At 68.2% G+C, this 20,164-nt stretch carries 23 protein-coding genes; 18 read left to right on the forward strand and 5 right to left on the reverse strand.

Going from position 1 to position 20,164, the window contains the following annotated elements; all coding sequences use genetic code 11:
* On the reverse strand, positions 1-253 hold a 253-nt coding region (locus tag C4V41_RS59885; RefSeq protein ID WP_200825013.1), incomplete at its 3' end, for a helix-turn-helix domain-containing protein.
* A 148-nt stretch (positions 254-401) separates the two neighbouring features.
* Between C4V41_RS59885 and C4V41_RS59890 the strand changes: the two genes are divergently transcribed.
* Together C4V41_RS59890 and C4V41_RS59895 are read left to right on the forward strand one after the other, a co-directional pair.
* Positions 402-1,538 (forward strand): serine hydrolase domain-containing protein, encoded by a 1,137-nt coding sequence (locus C4V41_RS59890; protein ID WP_146104285.1) that lies wholly within the window; start codon positions 402-404, stop codon positions 1,536-1,538.
* Positions 1,539-1,871: 333 nt separating this feature from the next.
* Positions 1,872-2,597, forward strand: a complete 726-nt coding sequence (locus tag C4V41_RS59895) for a dienelactone hydrolase family protein (protein WP_235031100.1) — start codon at positions 1,872-1,874, stop codon at positions 2,595-2,597.
* A gap of 3 nt (positions 2,598-2,600) precedes the next feature.
* Here C4V41_RS59895 and C4V41_RS59900 read toward each other — a convergent pair whose 3' ends face one another.
* The gene (locus tag C4V41_RS59900; protein ID WP_103964929.1) at positions 2,601-3,329 is read right to left on the reverse strand and encodes a TetR/AcrR family transcriptional regulator; all 729 of its coding nucleotides are present in this window, start codon (positions 3,327-3,329) and stop codon (positions 2,601-2,603) included.
* 83 nt (positions 3,330-3,412) lie between these two features.
* Here C4V41_RS59900 and C4V41_RS59905 point away from each other — a divergent pair, with 83 nt between their 5' ends.
* The 11 genes from C4V41_RS59905 to C4V41_RS59955 all read left to right on the forward strand — a co-directional run bounded on the left by C4V41_RS59905 (position 3,413) and on the right by C4V41_RS59955 (position 11,962).
* Complete coding sequence (locus C4V41_RS59905; RefSeq protein WP_103964930.1) at positions 3,413-4,357, forward strand: ATP-binding cassette domain-containing protein; 945 nt, start codon at positions 3,413-3,415, stop codon at positions 4,355-4,357.
* Positions 4,358-4,389: 32 nt separating this feature from the next.
* Complete coding sequence (locus tag C4V41_RS59910; RefSeq protein ID WP_103964931.1) at positions 4,390-5,196, forward strand: ABC transporter permease; 807 nt, start codon at positions 4,390-4,392, stop codon at positions 5,194-5,196.
* A gap of 90 nt (positions 5,197-5,286) precedes the next feature.
* Complete coding sequence (locus C4V41_RS59915; protein WP_200825047.1) at positions 5,287-5,664, forward strand: DUF2089 domain-containing protein; 378 nt, start codon at positions 5,287-5,289, stop codon at positions 5,662-5,664.
* Positions 5,664-5,921 (forward strand): hypothetical protein, encoded by a 258-nt coding sequence (locus C4V41_RS59920; RefSeq protein WP_200825048.1) that lies wholly within the window; start codon positions 5,664-5,666, stop codon positions 5,919-5,921. Before C4V41_RS59915 ends, C4V41_RS59920 begins: the two co-directional genes overlap by 1 nt.
* 10 nt (positions 5,922-5,931) lie before the next feature.
* A complete protein-coding gene (locus C4V41_RS59925; protein WP_103964933.1) occupies positions 5,932-6,357 on the forward strand; it encodes an SHOCT-like domain-containing protein in 426 nt (141 codons plus the stop codon).
* A 30-nt stretch (positions 6,358-6,387) separates the two neighbouring features.
* Positions 6,388-7,164, forward strand: coding sequence for an ABC transporter ATP-binding protein (locus tag C4V41_RS59930; protein WP_103964934.1), 777 nt, complete (start codon positions 6,388-6,390; stop codon positions 7,162-7,164).
* Entirely contained in the window at positions 7,161-7,922 is a 762-nt protein-coding gene (locus C4V41_RS59935) for an ABC transporter permease (RefSeq protein WP_103964935.1), read from the forward strand. Before C4V41_RS59930 ends, C4V41_RS59935 begins: the two co-directional genes overlap by 4 nt.
* A gap of 11 nt (positions 7,923-7,933) precedes the next feature.
* Positions 7,934-9,124 (forward strand): cytochrome P450, encoded by a 1,191-nt coding sequence (locus C4V41_RS59940; protein ID WP_103964936.1) that lies wholly within the window; start codon positions 7,934-7,936, stop codon positions 9,122-9,124.
* Positions 9,125-9,182: 58 nt separating this feature from the next.
* Positions 9,183-9,743, forward strand: coding sequence for a DUF1707 SHOCT-like domain-containing protein (locus tag C4V41_RS59945; protein WP_103964937.1), 561 nt, complete (start codon positions 9,183-9,185; stop codon positions 9,741-9,743).
* Positions 9,744-10,012: 269 nt separating this feature from the next.
* Positions 10,013-10,681 carry a response regulator transcription factor gene (locus C4V41_RS59950; RefSeq protein ID WP_043620820.1) on the forward strand — a complete coding sequence of 223 codons (669 nt, stop codon included), beginning with the start codon at positions 10,013-10,015 and terminating at the stop codon, positions 10,679-10,681.
* A 3-nt stretch (positions 10,682-10,684) separates the two neighbouring features.
* Complete coding sequence (locus C4V41_RS59955; RefSeq protein ID WP_103964938.1) at positions 10,685-11,962, forward strand: ATP-binding protein; 1,278 nt, start codon at positions 10,685-10,687, stop codon at positions 11,960-11,962.
* Here the strand turns inward: C4V41_RS59955 and C4V41_RS59960 are convergent.
* A complete protein-coding gene (locus C4V41_RS59960; RefSeq protein ID WP_103964939.1) occupies positions 11,946-12,428 on the reverse strand; it encodes a GtrA family protein in 483 nt (160 codons plus the stop codon). The genes C4V41_RS59955 and C4V41_RS59960 overlap by 17 nt on opposite strands.
* A gap of 284 nt (positions 12,429-12,712) precedes the next feature.
* Between C4V41_RS59960 and C4V41_RS59965 the strand changes: the two genes are divergently transcribed.
* From C4V41_RS59965 to C4V41_RS59975, 3 genes are all read left to right on the forward strand, one after another.
* The gene (locus C4V41_RS59965) at positions 12,713-13,861 is read left to right on the forward strand and encodes a 5-(carboxyamino)imidazole ribonucleotide synthase (protein WP_103964940.1); all 1,149 of its coding nucleotides are present in this window, start codon (positions 12,713-12,715) and stop codon (positions 13,859-13,861) included.
* Positions 13,862-13,928: 67 nt separating this feature from the next.
* Positions 13,929-14,405, forward strand: a complete 477-nt coding sequence (gene purE, locus C4V41_RS59970; RefSeq protein WP_103964946.1) for a 5-(carboxyamino)imidazole ribonucleotide mutase — start codon at positions 13,929-13,931, stop codon at positions 14,403-14,405.
* Between the two features lie 41 nt (positions 14,406-14,446).
* Positions 14,447-15,334, forward strand: coding sequence for a GNAT family N-acetyltransferase (locus C4V41_RS59975; protein WP_103964941.1), 888 nt, complete (start codon positions 14,447-14,449; stop codon positions 15,332-15,334).
* Here the strand turns inward: C4V41_RS59975 and C4V41_RS59980 are convergent.
* Entirely contained in the window at positions 15,331-16,644 is a 1,314-nt protein-coding gene (locus tag C4V41_RS59980; RefSeq protein ID WP_103964942.1) for a UDP-glucose dehydrogenase family protein, read from the reverse strand. The genes C4V41_RS59975 and C4V41_RS59980 overlap by 4 nt on opposite strands.
* 125 nt (positions 16,645-16,769) lie before the next feature.
* On the opposite strand from C4V41_RS59980, the gene C4V41_RS59985 reads away from it, so the two are divergent.
* The gene (locus C4V41_RS59985) at positions 16,770-17,933 is read left to right on the forward strand and encodes an acyl-CoA dehydrogenase family protein (RefSeq protein ID WP_103964943.1); all 1,164 of its coding nucleotides are present in this window, start codon (positions 16,770-16,772) and stop codon (positions 17,931-17,933) included.
* A 172-nt stretch (positions 17,934-18,105) separates the two neighbouring features.
* On the opposite strand, the gene C4V41_RS61540 is transcribed toward C4V41_RS59985, so the two are convergent.
* Positions 18,106-18,348: a hypothetical protein gene (locus C4V41_RS61540; protein ID WP_146104286.1), complete on the reverse strand. Its 243-nt coding sequence runs from the start codon at positions 18,346-18,348 to the stop codon at positions 18,106-18,108.
* Between the two features lie 324 nt (positions 18,349-18,672).
* Here C4V41_RS61540 and C4V41_RS61545 point away from each other — a divergent pair, with 324 nt between their 5' ends.
* Complete coding sequence (locus tag C4V41_RS61545) at positions 18,673-19,650, forward strand: hypothetical protein (RefSeq protein ID WP_146104287.1); 978 nt, start codon at positions 18,673-18,675, stop codon at positions 19,648-19,650.
* The last annotated feature ends 514 nt before the right edge of the window (positions 19,651-20,164 follow it).

Consider the following 20,164-nt stretch of genomic DNA (forward strand, 5'->3'; position numbering starts at 1 on the left):
GACGGCCTCCCGCCCACTGAGGGTCCAGGCAGGCCAGCCCGATCTCGTTGAAACGGTGGATCACATCGCGCACGGTGTCCTCATCGGCCTGCACCAGTCGGGCGATGACCGGCACGGTGTTGCCGCCGGCCGAGGCCAGCAGGATCATCGCCCGCCGGTAGCGCACCGTGCTGGTCGTGCCGCGCCGCACGATGCGCTGTAGTTTCTGCCCTTCCGGTTCTGTGAGCCTGCGGACCCTGACCGGTTGCGTCACCTGACCTCCCGAGCGCCGATCGAACGTGATCAGCACCCATCCAACCGGCAGAAGCGTCCTACGCGCCAACACCGTGATCGTTTCCGGTCACAGCACTAGAACTGTGGCTCGTCATCTGATTTCGAGGACCGCCACAGAGGGAGATTTCATGATTTCGCGTCGAGCGGCAGTGGCTCGCGTCGCCTCGGGGGCGTGCGCGGCGCTGGCTCTGAGCGTGGCCGCGCCCGCCCCGGCCTCGGCATCCCCCGGACCCGTCGCGGTCGGGAACGTACAGAAGGCGATGGAAGCCTTGGTACGTACAGGCCATGTCGTGGGTGCCATCGGCGAGGTCTATGTGGACGGCAAGCGGGTCGGGACGGGATCGGCCGGATCCCGCCTGCTCAACGGCAAGGGCGGCGCGATCCCGTCCGGCGCCCGCTACCGGGTCGGCTCGCAGACCAAGAGCATGACCGCCACCGCGGCTCTGCAACTGGTCAAGGAGGGCGAACTGAGCCTGGATGACAAACTCGGCACCGTCCTGCCGGAGGTGGTGGCGAAGGATCTGGTGGAGCGGGCCGACGAGATCACGGTACGCAACCTGATCCAGCTCACCTCGGGCATCCCCGACTTCATCGGCCCGGACGTGAACCCCCTGGACCCCACGGCCGACTACCGCCCGGCCGACCTGCTGGCGGCCTCGCGCAAGAGGCCCCGGCCCGTGGAGATCGGGACCTTCAGCTACTCCAACACCGACTACATTCTGCTCGGCATGATCATCGAGAAGCTGGCCAAGAGGTCGCTGGCGGCCGAACTCGACCGCAGGATCTTCGCCCCGCTCCGCATGCGTGACACCTACCTGCCCATGAAGGCGTCGGCGGGCATCAAGGGCCCGCACGGCCACGGTTACGCCGTGGACGGGACGGGGCGGCCGCGCGATGTCGACAGGCTCAACGCCACGACCCTGCTGGGCGCCGGCGGCGCGATCTCCACCGCGCACGACATGAGCGTCTTCCAGCGCGCCTTCCGCCGGGGCAGGCTCCTGCCGGAGTCGCTGCGCAGACTGATCACCGATCCGCCGCCTGGTCAGCAGCCGCCGCCCTCGGGTGGCCCGTGCGCGGGCGATCCCGAGTTCGCCCCAGGGGGCGGGGGCAGCGCGCCCGGCTTCGTCGCCGCCACCCACACCTCCTCGGACGGCCGCCTGCAGTTCGCCGTGTCCGTGACGCTGGCCATGGACGATGCCGAGCGCTCCACCGTGCCACGGCGCGTCACGGACGCCCTCAAGTCGGTGTTCTGCCCGGCGACATGAAGCGTGTCCCGCCTGAACGTGACGGGCCCTCGCAGCCGGTACGGCACGGCACTCATCAGGCCGCTCCTCGCAGGCGCCGGCCATGCGATGGAGAGACCATGCGTCCGCACCGCTTACTGCCGGCCCGTTCCACGTCGGTCCGGCGAGGCGGGGATAGGCGGCGTTCGCCCAGGGAGGCCGTGTGCTATGTTCGGCGGTGCCGTGCGGCATGACGACTGGAGGAGGTGAGACCGATCAACGCTGTGATGACAGATCGGGGCTCCCTCCCACGCATGGTCTAGGGAGCGCCCGGCAAGGCACCCCCGAAAGGCTTGAAACGCCATGCGCTTCAGCTTGACCTCTCCGACGTCGACCGACGGCGTCACCGAACAGTCCTTCACCCTCGGCGAGATCACCGGTGTGTTGTTCACGCCGGAAGGCGCCACCGGCCCCCGCCCGTTGATCCTGATGGGACACGGCGGCGGCCAGCACAAGAAGGCTCCCGGCGTCCTGGCCGGCGCGCAACGGTTCGCCGCCGAAGGCGGGTTCGCCGTCGCCGCCGTCGATGCCCCGAACCACGGAGACCGGCCCAAAAGCGAAAGGTTCATCCAGTACGCGGGCGGCATGCGGACCCGTATCGCCGCCGGAGAGGATCCGGCCGAACTGGTCGCGGGCATGCATGACCTGCTGGCCGGGCAGGCCGTCGCCGAGTGGCAGGCCGTTGTGACCGCTGTCCAGGAGCTCGACCATGTGGGCGCCGGTCCTGTCGGCTATTGGGGCGTGTCGATGGGGTGCGGGCTCGGGATGCCGCTGCTCGCCGCCGAACCCCGGATCCGCGCCGCGGTGCTGGGCCTGCTCGGTGTGCACGGGCTGGCTGAAACCGCCGCGCAAGTGACCGTGCCGGTGCGGTTCCTGGTCCAATGGGACGATACGCGGGTGCCCAGGGAGCAGGCTTTGGCGCTGTTCGATGCTCTGGGCTCGACAGAAAAGACGTTGCACGCCAACCCTGGCGACCATGGGGGCATCCCCGCCTTCGAAACCGGCGACGCGCTGCGGTTCTTCGCCCGGCACCTCGCATAAGGTCTACCGGCTTCCCGTTGCGGGGAGGGCCGCGGCGATGCAGTCGAGGACACGTTGGAGCCCGTGCCGGAACTGGTCGTCGCGGCTCAGGTGCGGCTGGCGCGCCTCCATCACGATCTTGGTGAAGATCGGGTAGTCCCCGCTCTTCACCAGCCTGTCGACGTACGGGTAACTGCGCGCCATCCACTCCGGCTCGCTGAGCCCGCTGCGGCGGAGCTCCTCGGCCGAGCTGACCTCCTCGCGGACGGTGCCCTCGACGTAGCCGTTCAGGATGGCCATGAGGCCGAGGTTCTCGTCGATGGAGACGAAGGGGTCGAGCACTCCCATCAGCCGTTCGATCAGGAGCAGCTGGTTGGGGCCGAAGCCGGGGAGCGACCGCTGCACGCTGGCGATCCACGGGTGCCTCAGCCACATGGCCCGCTGCCCGTCGGCGTAGCGGGTCAGGTCGGCGCGCCAGTCGCCCGAGGGCATGCCCGTGACGTCGATCTCGCCCATCAGCCGGTCGGCCATGAGCATGATGAGGTCGTCGCGGCTCGGGACGTACCGGTAGAGGGACATCGCGCCGGCGCCGATCTCGGCGGCGATCCGCCGCATGGTGGCGGCCTCCAGCCCTTCGGCGTCGGCGATCCGGATCGCCGCCTCGGTGATCTGTGCGCGGGTGTAGGCGGGCTTCGGGCCGCGGGCGGGGCGCTCGGGGCGCATCCAGATGTTCACGTACTCGGCGTCGGTCACCGTCGCACCCCCTAGTTGCGTACATGGTACCCAGTAATCTAGCCTGACCCAAAACCACGTACAACGTACCCAGTGGAGGGGTCATGCCTGATCCGATCGTGGTCGCCGAGGGGCTGCACAAGTCCTTCGGCGACACCCATGCACTACGAGGGCTGGATCTGAGCGTTCCGAGAGGAACGGTCTGTGGCGTGCTGGGGCCCAACGGGGCCGGGAAGACGACCGCGGTACGCATCCTGGCGACCTTGTCCGACCCCGACGCCGGGCACGCCCGCATCGCCGGATACGACGTCGTCCGCCAGGCGGGCGAGGTGCGGGCCAGGATCGGGCTCGCGGGCCAGTACGCCGCCGTGGACGAGAAGCTCACCGGCCGGGGCAACCTGCGCATGTTCGGGCGCCTGTCCCACCTGTCCCGTCGCGAGGCGCACCGGCGGGCCGACGAACTGCTCGAACGGTTCGGCCTGATGGACGCCGCCGACCGGCAGGTCGCCGGCTACTCCGGCGGCATGCGGCGCCGCCTCGACCTGATCGCCAGCCTCATCCTGCGCCCCGAGGTGCTCTTCCTGGACGAGCCCACCACCGGTCTCGACCCGCGCAGCCGCGGCGAGATCTGGGACAACGTCCGCGAGCTGGTGGCGGACGGCACCACCGTGCTGCTCACCACGCAGTATCTGGACGAGGCCGACCGGCTGGCCGACGACATCGCCGTCATCGACCACGGCCAGGTGATCGCCACCGGCACACCCGACGAGCTGAAGGCCACGATCGGCGACCGCCTCGACGTCACCCTTGAAGACCCCGCCGCGCTGCGCCCCGCGGCGATCGTCCTGAGCACCCTGGCCGGCACCGAACCCACGACGGCCGACGCCGACCGGCTCACCGTCGCCCTGCCCGCCACCGGCCTCCGGCTCGCCGACATCGTGCGCGAACTCGACCGCGCCGGGGTCGCCGCGGCCGACGTCAGCCTGCGCCGCCCCACCCTCGACGAGGTGTTCCTGCGCCTCACCGACCGCAAGGAGAGCGTCCGATGACCGCCTACACCCGATCGCGAGGAGAGCGTCCGATGACCGCGTACACCCGCCTGCGGTGGACGTTCGCCGACGGGCTGACCCTGGTCGGCCGCGAGCTAGGACGGCTGCGGAACAATCCCGGCGAACTCGTCGTAGCGTTGATCTTCCCGGCCGTCATGGTGGTGCTCTTCGGGTACGTCTTCGGCAGCGCGATCCAGGTGCCGGACGGCGGCGACTACCGCGAGTACCTCATGCCCGGCCTCTTCGCGATGGTGACCTTCGGCTCGGTGATGGGGGTCATGACGCGGATGGCCACCGACGCCTCCCGCGGTGTGATGGACCGGTTCCGCTCCATGCCGATGGCGCGCCTGGCGGTGCCGTTCGGGCAGACCGGCGCCGACCTGCTGACCGGCCTGCTGATGCTGGCCATCATGGTGGGCGCGGGCCTGCTGGTGGGCTGGCAGCCGCACCGCGGTCTCATCCCCACGGCCCAGGCGTTCCTGCTGATGATCGTGCTGCGGTACGCGCTGAGCTGGGCAGGCGTCTACGTGGGCCTGGCGGTGAAGAACGACCAGGTCGCCGACGCGATGGTGCCGCTGTTCATGCCGTTCACGATGCTGTCGAACGCGTTCGTCCCGACCGGCGGCATGCCGGGCTGGCTGCGCTTCCTGGCCGACTGGAACCCGGTCAGCGCGCTCACCGCCGCCTCGCGGGAGCTGTTCGGCAACCCGGGCGCCCCGTCCGGAGACGTGGCCTGGCCGCTCGCGCATCCGGTGACCACCGTCCTGCTCTGGTCGGCCGCACTGCTGCTGATCTTCGTCCCACTGTCCCTCCGCGCCTACACGCGCGGAGGGCGCTGACCAAGGAACATGTCCGCAAGGGCGTACGGAATTAAGAAAATCAAGATCGAGATTTGAAATATTGAGGAGCTGTCGGGTATAACTTGAGATATGACAGAGCAGGCGATGGACTGGCAGGAGCTCACGAACCTGACGCGGGGCCAGCCGTTTCTCGTCGAGCGGGTGCGTCTGGCGGGCAACGGCGTCGCGATCGAGGGCGCGTTCGAGCTGCCGCAGCTGGCTCAGCTCAGCGTCGAGGATCAGGTCTTCGTCACGGCCTTCGTACGGTGCCACGGCTCCATCAAGCAGATGGAACGCATCTTCGGGGTGAGCTACCCGACGATCAAGGCCCGGCTTAACCGGATCACGCAGATGCTCGACTTCGTCGAGACCGATCCGGCGCCGCCGACGGCCGAGGTCATCGATCGGCTGCGTCGCGGCGAGATCACCGCGGAGCAGGCCTTGTCCGAATTGGAGGGGCCCACGTGATGCCGCAACTGCTGACGGTGCGGGTCAAACGCCCGGACCGTCGCGCCATCCGGGTCTGGGTCCCGGTGCTCCCGGTGGTGCTCGTGCTCTCGCCGGTCCTGGCCCTGGCCTTACTGGGGGGTGCCGTGGCCTGCCGCATCTACCGCGTCGATCTGGTGCGGGCCCTCGGCACCGGCTGGCGCATCGTCTGCGCGTTGCCCGGCACCCGGGTCGACATGGAGTTCAGTCGTACGGCCGTGCTCGTAGCCATCCGATAGAGAGGTCGCGATGAACGAACAGCGCAAGGACGTCCTCGGCATGCTGGCCGAGGGCAAGATCACCGCGGAGGAGGCGGAGCGGCTCATCGTCGCGCTCGAACGGGACCTGTTGCCGGCGGCGCCGAGTCCCGGCGCCCGGCCGAAGGGCAAGGCGAAGTATCTGCGGGTGATGATGCAGTTCGCCGAGGAGGGTGACGAGCCGGGGCGGCTCAACATCCGGGTGCCGCTGCAACTGCTGCGGGCCGGCGTACAACTGGTGGCCCTGGTCCCGCCGCGGGCACTGGAGCGGGCCAACGCCGAGCTGGACAAGGCGGGTGTGCCGTTCGACCTGGCGCAGCTCAAGCCCGAACAGCTCGAAGCGCTCGTGGAGCACCTCGACGAGACGATCGTGGAGATGGACATGACCGACGGCTACCTGCGCATCTTCTGCGAGTAGGCCGTGACGGACCAGAGAACGGACAACTGAATGACAGCCGACAAGCCTGTGATCCATGTGCAGGGCCTGGAGAAGTCGTACAAGGACCTGCGGGTGCTGCGCGGCGTGGACTTCGACGTGGCGCGGGGCAGCATCTTCGCCCTGCTCGGCTCGAACGGGGCGGGCAAGACCACGGTCGTGAAGATCCTGTCCACGCTGCTCAAGGCCGACGCGGGCACCGCCGCCGTGCAGGGCTTCGACGTCGCCACGCAGGCCGCGAACGTCCGCGAGTCGATCAGCCTCACCGGGCAGTTCGCCGCCGTCGACGAGATCCTCAGCGGCCGGGAGAACCTGGTGCTGGTCGCCCGACTACGGCACCTCAAGAACCCGGGCAAGATCGCCGACGACCTGCTCGCCCGGTTCTCGCTGACCGACGCCGGCGCGCGGAAGGTGTCCACCTATTCGGGCGGTATGCGCCGCCGGCTCGACATCGCGATGAGCCTCATCGGCAATCCGCCGGTCATCTTCCTCGACGAGCCGACCACCGGGCTCGACCCCCAGGCGCGCATCGAGGTGTGGCAGGCCGTCCGGGAGCTCGCCGCCAACGGCACGACGGTGCTGCTCACCACCCAGTATCTGGACGAGGCCGAACAACTCGCCGACCGGATCGCGATCCTGCACGAGGGCCGGATCCTGGTCAACGGCACCCTGGCCGAGCTCAAGCAACTGCTCCCGCCCGCCAAGGTCGAATACGTCGAAAAGCAGCCGACCCTCGAAGACGTCTTCCTCGCCCTCGTCGGCGACAACGGCACGAAGGAATCACGATGAGCAGGCATTTCGTCGGCGACACCGTCACCCTGCTGGGACGATCCCTGCGCCACATCGCCCGCAGCCCGGACACCATCATCACGACCGCGGTCATGCCGATCGCCATGATGCTGATGTTCGTCTACGTGTTCGGCGGCGCGATCAACGTAGGCGGAGCGTCGTATGTGAACTACCTGCTGCCCGGCATCCTGCTCATCACGGTCGCCTCGGGCATCGCCTACACCGCGTTCCGGCTCTTCCTGGACATGAAGGGCGGCATCTTCGAGCGCTTCCAATCGATGCCGATCGCGCGTTCGTCGGTGTTGTGGGCGCACGTGCTGACGTCGCTGGTCGCCAATGTGATCTCGCTCGTGGTCGTCGTGCTCGTCGCCCTGCTGATGGGGTTCCGCTCGGGGGCGGGAGTGCTGGCGTGGCTCTCCGTCGCCGGCATCCTGATCCTGTTCACCCTGGCGCTGACCTGGATCGCCGTCATCCCCGGCCTGTCCGCGAAGTCGGTGGAAGGCGCGAGCGCGTTCTCCTACCCGCTCATCTTCCTGCCGTTCCTCAGCTCGGCGTTCGTGCCCACCGACACCATGCCCGGCCCGCTGCGCGTCTTCGCCGAGAACCAGCCGGTGACCTCCATCGTCAACGCCGTCCGCGCCCTGTTCACCGAGCAGCCGGTCGGCACCGACCTCTGGATCGCGCTGGCCTGGTGCGTCGGGATCATTGCCGTCGCCTACGCCTTCGCCATGAACACCTACCGCCGCAAGATCTCCTAAGGGGAACGACCATGGAACTCACCACGCTGCCCACCGCCCGCCGGCCCGGCTGCCCCTTCGACCCGCCGGCCGAGCTGATCGAGGCCCGCGAGCACGCCCCGATCAGCCGCTTGACCTTCGCCGACGGGCACCAGGGCTGGCTGGTCACCGGCTACGACCTGGTCCGGTCGATCCTGGCCGACCCGCGTTTCAGCTCCCGCAAGGAGCTCATGCGTCACCATCCGACCATCGACTTCGGCGACATCGAGGTCCCGCCGGCGCCGCCCGGTGAGTTCCTGCTCATGGACGACCCGCAGCACAGCCGCTACCGGAAGCCGCTGGTCGGCAAGTTCACCGTCCGCCGGATGCGGCTGCTCACCGAACGGGTCGAGCAGGTCACCGCCGAGCACCTGGACGCGATGGAGAAGGCCGGGCCATCGGCGGACCTGGTGACCGCGTTCGCCAAGCCCATCCCCGCGATCATCATCTGCGAGCTGCTCGGCGTACCGAACGAGGACCGCGGCTTCTTCCAGGAGAACATCGACAAATTCCTCGGCGGGGCGACCGACGACGAAGAACTGATCGCCGCCTACACCGCCACCCAGACCTACCTCGCCGAGCTGGTGGCCGCCAAGCGCGCCAACCCCACCGACGACGTGCTCTCCGACCTGCTCGACAGCGACCTGACCGACGAGGAACTGCAGGGTATGGCCCTGCTCCTGCTGGCGGCCGGCTTCGACACCACCGCCAACATGCTGGCGCTGGGCACCTTCGCGCTGCTGCGGAACCCGGAGCAACTGGCCGCGCTGCGCGCCGACCCCACGCTCACCGACGGAGCCGTGGAGGAGCTGATGCGCTACCTGACCGTCGCCAAGGGGTTCATGAGGATCGCGCTGGAGGACGTCGAGCTGGGCGGCCACACCATCAAGGCCGGCACGATGGTGATCCTGTCCTACAACACCGCCAACCGCGACCCCGACCGCTTCACCAACCCCCACGCCCTCGACATCCACCGCCAGGAGGGCGGCCACCTGGCCTTCGGCCACGGCATCCACCAGTGCCTGGGGCAGCAACTGGCCCGCGTCGAGATGCGCGTCGCCTTTCCCGCGCTGTTCAACCGCTTTCCCACGCTGCGCCTGGCCGTACCGGCCGACGAGGTCGCCCTGCGTCCGGAGACCGCCGACATCTACGGCGTCAAGAGCCTCCCGGTCACCTGGGAGTAGTGTCCTTTTTAGACCGATCCGGTGGCTCGGTGCCACCCTTAGCCTCGAAGGAGGCCGGATGCCGGCAGATTCACCGGCGCTGCGCGCGTCCGACGAGCAACGTGACCGCGTCATCGACCTGTTGCGCGCCGCCGTCGCCGACGGCCGGCTCGACCCGGTCGAGTTCAACGAGCGGCTGGACGCGGCGCTGGCCGCCCGTACAGTCGGCGCGCTCGCCCCGCTTTATGCTGATCTGGGCGCGATGCCAGGTGGCGACGCGCCGCCGGTCGAGCTGATCACCATCAAGGAGCGGCACGGCTCGGTGCGCCGCGACGGCCGCTGGACGCTGCCGCACCGGCTGAAGCTGAACACGGCGTGGTGCGACGTGCTGCTGGACCTGACCAGCGCGGTGCGCAGCGCGCCCGAACTGGTCATCGAGCTGCGGGCGACCGGCTGCAGCGTGGCGCTCGTCCTCGCGCCGGGCATGGTGGTGAACGCCAACGAGCTGTCGGTACGGCACAGCGTGGTGGCGATCAGCAGGGACGCGGGCGACGACTCGCCGGAGACGATGCAGGTTCGCCTGGTGGGCCGGATGCGGCACGGCGGTCTCAACACCCAGTGGCGGACGCCGCGCCCCTGAGGCCCCTCTGCCGGGCCTTGCGGTCATATGCCGTACAAAAAGTATTCCAGCGCAATCCTGAATTGGATCTCCAACTTTCTCGGCCAGGAGATTGAGCGTTTTCCCGCTCGGGCATGATCGGCCGATGATCCATACTGGGAAACGGCGGTAATTTAATCCCGACCAACCGTATTTTAGTCGTGTTTGCCCAGGTCAATGGATAGGTCAACGACGAGTCAAACCGCGCGCTGTGCCCGGGAAACGATCGCCTAAGGTCCTACGATCGCTTTATGACCTGCGTACTTCTCGCCGAGGATGACACCTCGATATCCGAGCCGCTCGCGCGTGCCCTGCGCCGCGAGGGCTATCAGGTTGAGGTGAGCCCCGACGGCCCGCAGGCCCTGGAGAGGGCCCTGTCGGGCGGTATCGACCTCATCGTTCTCGACCTTGGCCTGCCGGAAATGGACGGCCTCGAGGTCGCCCGCCGGATCCGTGCAGAGGGCCACGGGACCCCGGTCCTGATACTCACCGCCCGCGTCGACGAGGTCGACACCGTCGTCGGGCTCGACGCGGGCGCCGACGACTACGTGACCAAGCCGTTCCGGCTGGCCGAGCTGCTCGCCCGGGTGCGCGCGCTGCTGCGGCGCGGCACCTCCGAGACCCCGGTCGTCCAGGGCGTGCGCATCGACGCCGACTCCCGGCGCGCCTGGATGGGAGAGAAGGAGCTGCACTTGACGACCAAGGAGTTCGACCTGCTGCGCGTCCTGGTCCGTGACGCCGGCAAGGTCGTCACCCGCGAGCAGATCATGCGCGAGGTCTGGGACACGAACTGGTGGGGTTCGACCAAGACGCTCGACATGCACATCTCCTGGTTGCGCCGCAAACTGGGAGACGACGCCGCCAAGCCCCGTTACATCACCACCGTTCGGGGAGTCGGCTTCCGGTTCGAGCGCGAGTAGGGGATGCGCCGCCGACTGCTCTCCTCCACCCTGGTCGTCGCGGTCATCGCGGTCCTGCTGCTGGGGGTCCCCCTGGGCGTCGTCGTCAGCCGCCTGATCGTCGATGAGGCGGCTCAGGAGCTCGGGGCGGAAGCCAAGCGTCTCGTGGGAGAGGTGGAGTACGCCCGTGTCCAGGAGACGCCGCTCGACCCCCAGCAACTGGAGCAGAAATACCCGGGCAGGTACATCCAGATCTGGGAACGCGGAACCCCCCTGAGGGTGACCGTCGTCGGCGACCCCCCGGCGTCCGGTCACCTGATGACCGAGGACGCACAGACCAACACCGGCGTCTACGTACGGATAAGTCGTGACCGTGATCAGGTCGAGCAGGACGTACGCGCTCGCCTGTTGCTCATCGTGGCCCTGGCCGTCGCCGCCCTGGCGGTGGCCGTGAGCCTGGCCGTGGTGCAGTCACGCCGGTTGACGTTGCCCCTGCAGGATCTCGCCAAGATCGCCGACCGGCTGGGCTCGGGTGACGCCCGGCCGAGCAAACACCGTTACGGCATCCCCGAACTCGACCGCGTGGCACAGGTGCTCGACCGCAGCGCCACCCGCATCTCCGACCTGCTCACCCGCGAACGCGAGTTCGCCACGGACGCCTCCCACCAGCTCCGTACCCCCTTGACCGGCCTCACCATGCGCCTGGAGGAGATCGTCGCCGCCTCCGGCGAGCCGGACGTCGTACGCGAGGAGGGCGAGGCCGCGATCGTGCAGGCCGAGCGGCTCACCGCGGTGATCGACGAGCTGCTGGCCGCGGCCCGCCGCCAGCGCCACGCCCAGGCCGAGCCGGTCGCGATCGACGAGGTGCTCATCCAGCAGATCACCGAATGGGAGCCGGTGTTCCGCGACGCGGGCCGTACGCTGCGGCTCGACGGCCCCCGCGGGCTGAAGGCGATGGCCACCACGGGCGGCTTCGGCCAGGTGGTCGCCTCACTGCTGGAAAACTCCCTGCGTCACGGCGGCGGCGCCGTGACCGTCACCACCACCAGTGGCGACAACTACGTGGTCATCGAGGTCGCGGACGAGGGCCCGGGGATCGCCGACGAGATAGCCCCCAAGATCTTCGAGCGCAACGTCAGCGGCGGCGGAGGCACCGGGCTCGGGCTGACGCTCGCCCGCGCGCTGGCCGCCGCGGACGGTGGAAGGCTGGAGCTGGTACGCCGCAGGCCGGCGACGTTCGCCATCTTCCTGCGGCCGGCCGAGGACGACGGCAGGAACCGGGTGGTCAGCGGTCCTGCTTGACCCCGGCGTCGGGCAGCTCCACCGGGATGGGCTCGGTGGCCTCCAGGAACACCCACTTCTTGTAGGACCAGAAGCGGAACAGGGTGCCGAGCCCCACGCCCACGATGTTGGCGATGTTGAAGCTGAGCGAGTCTTCGAGACCGAGCGTGTAGGTGGTGAAGCCGATCGTCAGCATGCCGAACAGCAAGGCGATGCCGTTGAGCAGGAAGAACAGGAAGTATTCGCGGCCCAGCCCGCTCTGCTCGCGGTGCCGGAAGGTCCAGAAGCGATTGCCGAGGTAGGCGAACGTGGTGGAGATCGTCGTCGCCAGGACCTTGGACGTCAGCGGACCCCAGCCCATGCCGAGGTTGAAGAGGTTGAGCAGCCCCGTGTCGAGGACGAAGGCGATGGCCCCGATGCTGCCGAACTTGGCGAGCTCGTGCACCAGGGACTCGAACCGCTCGTGGAGGCGTCTGACGAAGCGCACGTCTCTGCTCGGTCCCTTCCCTAGTCAAGCCTGCTGCCCCAGCGTACCGGCCAGGTTGTAGCGGGAGTGTCAGACCGATGAACATACCGTCCAAAGAAGAACTTGCGAAATATCGGTCTATCACCGGCATACCCGATACCAGGGGATTACGCTGCGGTGGCAGTTCGAGGGCACGCGAATCGCTGGGCGGTCGTGCCTCGCGAGGCAACCCGGAACGGCCGTCCAGCCCTCGAAGCCCCAGGCGAGTGGGGGGATGCCGGCGCGCCCGGGTAAGCTCACCTGGCGTGAGTTCCTACAGCCCCATCGGACCGGTCGTGGGCATCGTCGGCGCGGGTCAGCTGGCACGGATGTCACAGCAGCCCGCCATCGCGCTCGGCGTCGAGCTGCGGGTGCTGGCCAACAGCCCGGAAGAGAGCGCCGCCCGGGTGATCGTCGACACGCGCATCGGAGACTACCGCGATCTTGGTGATCTCCGCGACTTCGCCAAGGGATGCGACGCGATCACGTTCGACCACGAGCACGTGCCGACCGAGCACATCAGCGCGCTGGCCGCCAACGGCTACGTCGTACACCCCGGGGCCGACGCGCTCGTGCACGCCCAGGACAAGGCGGTCATGCGTGAGCGGCTGACCGAGATCGGCGTGCCCTGCCCCGTGTGGGCGCGGGTGTCGTCGGCCGACGACGTCGCGTCCTTCGCCGGCGCGCACGGCTGGCCGGTGGTGCTGAAGGCGGTGCGCGGCGGCTACGACGGCCGGGGCGTGTGGGTGTGCCGGACGCCGGTCGAGGTGACGGAGGCGTTCGCGGCCGGGGTCGAGCTGATGGCCGAGGCGTTCGTACCGTTCGAGCGGGAGCTCGCGGTGCTGGTGGCCCGCTCGCCGCACGGGCAGGGCGTGAGCTATCCGGTCGTGGAGACCGTGCAGCAGGACGGCATCTGCGTCGAGGTGATCGCGCCCGCGCCCAACCTCGACCAGGAGCAGTCCGCGCAGGCCCAGCGCATCGGCCTGAGGATCGCCCACGAGCTCGGGGTGACCGGGCTGCTGGCGGTGGAGATGTTCCAGACGGCGCGCGGGCTCGTGGTCAACGAGCTGGCCATGCGCCCGCACAACAGCGGGCACTGGACGATCGAGGGCTCGACGACGTCGCAGTTCGAGCAGCATCTGCGGGCGGTGCTCGACCTGCCGCTCGGCACGCCGAAGATGACCGCCCAGGTGGTCGTCATGGCCAACCTGCTCGGCGGCGACGACCCTGACCTGTTCAAGCGCTACGAGCACGTGATGGCCCACGATCCGGGCATCAAGCTGCACTTCTACGGCAAGGAGGTGCGCCCCGGCCGTAAGATCGGCCACGTCACGGCGCTGGGCTCCAACCTCGACGAAGTACGCGCCCGCGCCCGCCACGCCGCCGTCTACCTGACCACCGGGGAGTACACGTGAGAGAGCGAAGCGAGCGAAAAATCGTCACGGTGCCGACGGAGGAATCGCTGTGACGATCGGCATCGTCATGGGCAGCGACTCCGACTGGCCGGTCATGAAACTGGCCGCCGAGGCGGTCGCGGAGTTCGGCGTGCCGTTCGAGGCCGACGTCATCTCGGCCCACCGCATGCCGGCCGAGATGATCGACTACGGCCGCCAGGCCGCCTCCCGTGGCGTCCAGGTGATCATCGCGGGCGCCGGCGGGGCCGCCCACCTGCCCGGCATGCTGGCCTCCGTCACGCCGCTGCCGGTGATCGGGGTGCCGGTGCCGCTGAAATACCTCGACGGCATGGACTCCCTGCTGTCGATCGTGCAGATGCCCGCCGGGGTGCCGGTCGCCACGGTGGCGGTCGGTGGCGCCCGTAACGCGGGGCTGCTGGCCGTACGCATCCTCGCCGTCTCCGACGCCGGGCTGCGGGAGCGCATGGAAGAGTTCCAGGAGCGGCTGAAGGAGCAGGCGTACGCCAAGGGTGAGCGGTTGCGCGCGGAGGCGGCCCAGCTCTGAAGCCCCTTTTTCCCGGCCGTTCCGGCGGTTATGGTGCCGGGATGAATGATCCGATCAAAGGCCACGCGGCCCGCGTACGTGCTGCCGACCCCCTTGTCGCGGGTCAGGACGTACTGCCGGGCAGTGGCGTCGAGACGCTGATCCAGGCGCCCGGCGCCGTGGGGACGGCGGCCGTGGACCGGATCGATCCCGACGCCATGCGGGCCTCCTGGTCGCCGCTGGTCGTGCACCGCCTCCAGGCCAGGGTCGCCGGCCCCGATCCGGAGGCGGCGCTCGGCGGGCTGCTCGATCGGTGGCTGGCGGGCGTACGGAACGACGAGCCAGGACAGGCGCTCAGCGTGTCATGGCCGAGCCGGGACGTCGCGCCGGTCAGGGCGCTGGCCGTCCGAGGTTTCGCCCCCATCGCCGTGGCGGCCGTACGGCGGCTGCGCCCCCAGCGCATGGCCGCGGCCCCCACCGTGCGGCGGGCCACCGGGGACGACGTGGAGGCGGTCACCCGGATGTACCGGCGGCTGGTCGACTACGACGCGCGGTTCGGCTGGGTGACCAGGCGCGCGTCCACCGGGGAGCGCATCAGGGAGTCGGTGGCGGCGGAGGTGCTGCCGCTGGAGTGGTGCTGGCTGGCCGAGGTGGGCGGGCGGCCGGCGGGCTGTGTCATCGTGCAGCCGCCCGCGCGGTCCGGCTGGATCGCGCGGTCGGTGAACGACGCGCCGGTGGCGTATCTGGGCGTCATGTACGTCGCGCCGTCGCTGCGCGGTCAGGGGGTGGGCGCGGCGCTGACCGAGGTGGCCCACAACGAGGCGGCGGCTCAGGGCGTGTCGTCCATGGTGCTCCACCACGCGCTGCCCAACCCGCTGTCGACACCGTTCTGGGCGCGGCGCGGCTATCGTCCGTTGATCACCCAGTGGGTGCGCTTTTTGGGGGTTTAAGGGCGGCCCAGGGCGCGGTAGTGCCAGCCGGCCGACCGCCATGTCTCGGAGTCGAGGGCGTTGCGGCCGTCGACGATGCGGCGGGTGGCGACGACTTTGCCCAGTTCCTCCGGGTCGAGCTCCAGAAACTCCTGCCACTCCGTGAGCAGCAGCACCACATGTGCCCCGCGAACCGCCTCGACGGCCGAATCGCCGTACTTCAGCTCGGGATGAGCCGTACGAGCGTTGTCGAGCGCGATCGGGTCGTAGACGGTGACCTGTCCGCCTTGGTGCCCGATCGTGACGGCGACGTCGAGCGCGGGGGAGTCGCGGATGTCGTCGGAGTTCGGCTTGAACGCGGCCCCCAGCACGCCCACGGTGCACCCGTGGAAGGAGCCGCCGGCCAGCTCCCTGGCCAGGTCGACCATGCGGGCCCGGCGCCGCATGTTGATGGCGTCCACCTCGCGCAGGAACGTCAGCGCCTGGTCGGCGCCCAGCTCACCGGCCCGGGCCATGAAGGCCCTGATGTCCTTGGGCAGGCAGCCGCCGCCGAAGCCGAGCCCGGCGTTGAGGTAGCGGCCGCCGATGCGGTCGTCGTACGACAGGGCCTGGGACAGCAACTGGACGTCGGCGTGCGCGGCCTCGCAGACCTCGGCCATGGCGTTGATGAAGGAGATCTTGGTGGCCAGGAAGGCGTTGGCGGCCGTCTTGACCAGCTCGGAGGTGGCGAAGTCGGCCACCACGATCGGAACATCGCCCAGCGGCTCATATACCTCGCGCAGCACCTTCTCCGCACGTTCGGTACGTACGCCGAGCACGATGCGGTCCGGGTGCATGGTGTCCTGGACGGCGAAACCTTCGCGCAGAAACTCGGGGTTCCAGGCCAGCTCGGCCTCGCCACCGGCGGGCGCCAGCCTCGCGAGCTTGTCGGCCATCCGCTCGGCGGTGCCCACGGGAACGGTGGACTTGCCCACCACGAGACACGCCCGGTCGAGGAGCGGGGCGAGGGACTCGATGGCGTTGTCCATATAAGTAACGTCTGCGGCATACTCGCCGCGTTTCTGCGGTGTGCCCACGCAGATGAAGTGCACGTCGCCGAAGGCGGCGACCTCGTCGTACGAGGTGGTGAAGCGAAGGCGGCCCGATTCGAGGCCGCGGCGGAGCACCGGTTCGAGGCCCGGTTCGTGGATGGGTAGCTCACCCGCGTTCAGCCGGTTGATCTTGTCGGCGTCGATGTCGAGGCCCAGGACGTCGAATCCGAGATCAGCCATGCACGCGGCATGCGTGATGCCCAGGTATCCGGTCCCGATCACCGTGAGGCGATATGGCACGAGGGAGCTCCTTTCGATCGCGCAGGCATGCTACCGGCCTTCGCTACCTCCTACGTGCCACCTGCACCTCTTCGCAAACCGTACCGGCTGGTAACAAGATGGTCGGACGTCCTAGTATCTCTTCCATGAGCTTCCCTCTTTACGCGCCGGCCGAAGAGCACGACATGCTCAGGGAGACGGTCCGGGCCCTGGCCGACGATAAGATCGCGCCGCACGCCGCCGAAATGGACGAGACCGAGGAGTTCTCCTGGGACGTCTACAAGGCGCTCGTGGCGGCCGACGTGCACGCCGTACACGTTCCTGAGCAGTACGGGGGCGCCGGGGCGGACGCCCTGGCCACGGTGATCGTCATCGAGGAAGTGGCCCGCGCCTGCGCGTCGTCCTCCCTCATCCCCGCCGTCAACAAGCTGGGGACGGTCCCGCTCCTGCTCTCGGCCTCGGAGGACCTCAAGGCCCGCTACCTGGCGCCGGTGGCGCGGGGGGAGGCGATGTTCTCGTACGCGCTGTCGGAGCCGGAGGCGGGCTCGGACGCCGCCGCCATGAAGACGCGCGCGGTGGCCGACGGCGACGCGTACGTCCTCAACGGCACCAAGATGTGGATCACCAACGCGGGCGTGTCGGAGTTCTACACCCTGATGGCGGTCACGGACCCGTCCGCGGGCGCCCGTGGCATCTCGGCCTTCGTCATCGAGAAGTCCGACGAAGGCGTCTCCTTCGGGCCCAAAGAGAAGAAGCTCGGCATCAAGGGCTCGCCCACCCGCCAGGTCATCCTGGACAACGTCCGCATCCCGGCCGACCGCATGATCGGCGCACCCGGCACCGGCTTCAAAACGGCCCTCGCCACCCTGGACCACACCCGCATCACCATCGCCGCCCAGGCGCTGGGCATCGCGCAGGGGGCGCTGGACTTCGCGATCGGCTACGTCAAGGAACGCAAGCAGTTCGGCCGCCCGGTGGCCGACTTCCAGGGGCTCCAGTTCATGGTCGCGGACATGGCGATGAAGCTTGAGGCGGCTCGGCAGCTCACCTATCATGCGGCGGCGAAGTCGGAACTGGCCATGAACGGCCAGCCGCAGAAGGACCTGACGTTCCTGTCGAGCGCGGCGAAGTGCGCGGCTTCGGACGCGGCCATGGACATCACGACGGACGCGGTGCAGTTGCTGGGCGGGTACGGGTACACGAAGGACTTCCCGGTGGAACGCATGATGCGCGACGCCAAAATCACCCAGATCTACGAGGGCACCAACCAGATCCAGCGCATGGTCATGGCCCGCCAACTCCTCAAGTAGGCCCTGAGCAGCAAGAACCCCGCTCGCGTTGGTTTGCGGGCGGGGTGCTGATGGGCTGGCGGTCGCCGCTGAACGATCACTGTTCCGTGTCTGTTCCGTGAGAACGAGCGGTCGGGTGGTGACTGGCTAGCAGGGGCAAGAGCGGGGTGTGCTCCGTTCGCCACGCCTTACTTCAGTCAGTCTGCACGTCCTCTGCGCTCTTCGCCGGCCGCTTCTGATTGCCCAGCCACGCATGCACCGCCGAAGTGCCAGTGATCCATAGGGCGGCAAAGCCCCCGGCGGCGGCTGCTCCGACCATGATCGCGCCAGCGAGGGTGCTGCCATTTGCTGTGGCGAGCATGCCTCCTACGACTCCGATCAGTAGCGAGAGCAGACTTCCGCTAAATGCCCACCAGATGACGGTTGCCTTGCTCATGTTCTATCCCCTCCATATGCGAATGATCTTTGATGAACCAGAGGTTCATGGCGACAGAGGTATCAGGGGGACTTCGCAGGGCGCGTGTGAATGACCTGGCCCGGTCCTTCTCGCCCGAACCCGGACGGATTCGGATGGATTCGGACGCCATCGCCCGTACCGCATCTACGGGTCAAGACGGTGGGTGGCGCCTGCACCGACATGCGCCCGACATGTGGCACTATCATTGGTTATCTCGAGCCTGAGATGAGTGGCAATGCACAACTTCCCGTGCAGCCACTTAGATTCCTCAATCCGACATTCAGGTTTAGATCGGGCGCATAGATGTACGAAGCTGATCGGGATGTAGATCATGTCGCTCTGCTCATGGATAGAGTGGAGAGGCTGCGTAAGGTTGAGGCTGGCAGTCCGTCGCTCAAGCGGATCGAGACCGTGTCCTGGGATCTTATAGAAGAACGCTCTGTCGGCAAGGAATACCTCAGGCCTCTCCCGAAATCCACAGTGGCGGATCTGCTGAAAGGTAGGTCGAAGAAGCTGCCAGATTATGCGCTGCTTCGGACTTTCGTGGAAGTGTGCCATCGGATTGCAACCAGATCAGGTATTCCGATCGACCCGCTAGATGATCTGAATGCAGAGATCACAAGTCTCTGGCAAGCGGCCACGACTGAGAGATACGAGAGGACGTCTGCTGCTAAGCACAGACGCGAACCATTGGATAGCCCGAGCGCCGTAACGCTTGGAGGCGCCGAGGGGGACGTGCTAGAGCCAGTCCCTGCAGAGGCATCATCGTGGAAGCCTGCACCTACGACACTGCGCGTACCTTTGCAATGGGGACGCCTGGGCAGTCTTAGGCTGCGCCTTGCCGACGAGGGCGACCCAAGGGCCGCCTATGAGCTAGCTGTCCTCTTAGCTTGTGAGGCTTGTGGCAAGGGTGACAGTGTTAAGGAACAGCAAGAGGCCAAGCACTGGCGGTTTCAAGCTGCATTCTGGTGTGGCAAGGCGATGGGTGCCATTCCGGCAGCTGCAGAGTTTCGGCTCCAGGGAAAGCAGTTGCTCAAGGCCGCCGAGACACTTGCCCGTGAGTACACCGCCGCGGGAAAGCCCAGCGCGACATTCTTCTCTAAGGCTGTCAGGCAGGCGGAGTTGTCCCTGCGGAGTGAGCGGCGCGACATATCGAACCCGCAGACCTTTGATGGACGCAGCAAGCGAGCAGAAGCAGTGCATACTGCGCCCGGAGAAGATGAGTGGGAGCAGGCGAGCGTGCAGGCAGCTATGGCCTCTCAGCCAGTTGAGTCTCCGTAGCTGTTGAGGATCTGGGCCTGAGCGGCGGCGCGCAGCCTGAATAGGTGTGCATCGATGGCCTTGCGTGCTCGGTCGTGAGACCCCGGCATCATGTGCGCGTACACGCGCAGGGTAAATCCAGGATCGGCGTGTCCGAGGTACTCGGCGAGTTCCTTGACTGAGCCTGAATCCACGGTGTGACTTGGCCTGATCATTTTTCGGTCCAATTCCTCGACGAGGGCCGGATGTGCAGGTGAGGGCGCGCTTTTGGGCATGGTGAAGCCGCCGCGTGCGGGGTCGCGGCCTGTCCGGTGTCCTTCAGGGGTCGGAAGCGAGGGTGGGCGCGGCAGCGCGGGTGTCGGTGCGGGACCGTCGAGGGCGGCGGTGACCTGGGGTTCGGCGGGTCAGGCCGGGTGTGCGGGTGGGTCGTGGGTGGCGGTGAAGGCGTTCAGCCAGGCGGGCTGCCGGTGCCATCCGGCGGGCAGGTGCAGGGTGAGGTGTCCCTGCCCGCCGGGTCGTCCGTGCCGGGCGATGC

Source organism: Nonomuraea solani (assembly GCF_900108335.1).
Lineage (GTDB): Bacteria > Actinomycetota > Actinomycetes > Streptosporangiales > Streptosporangiaceae > Nonomuraea > Nonomuraea solani.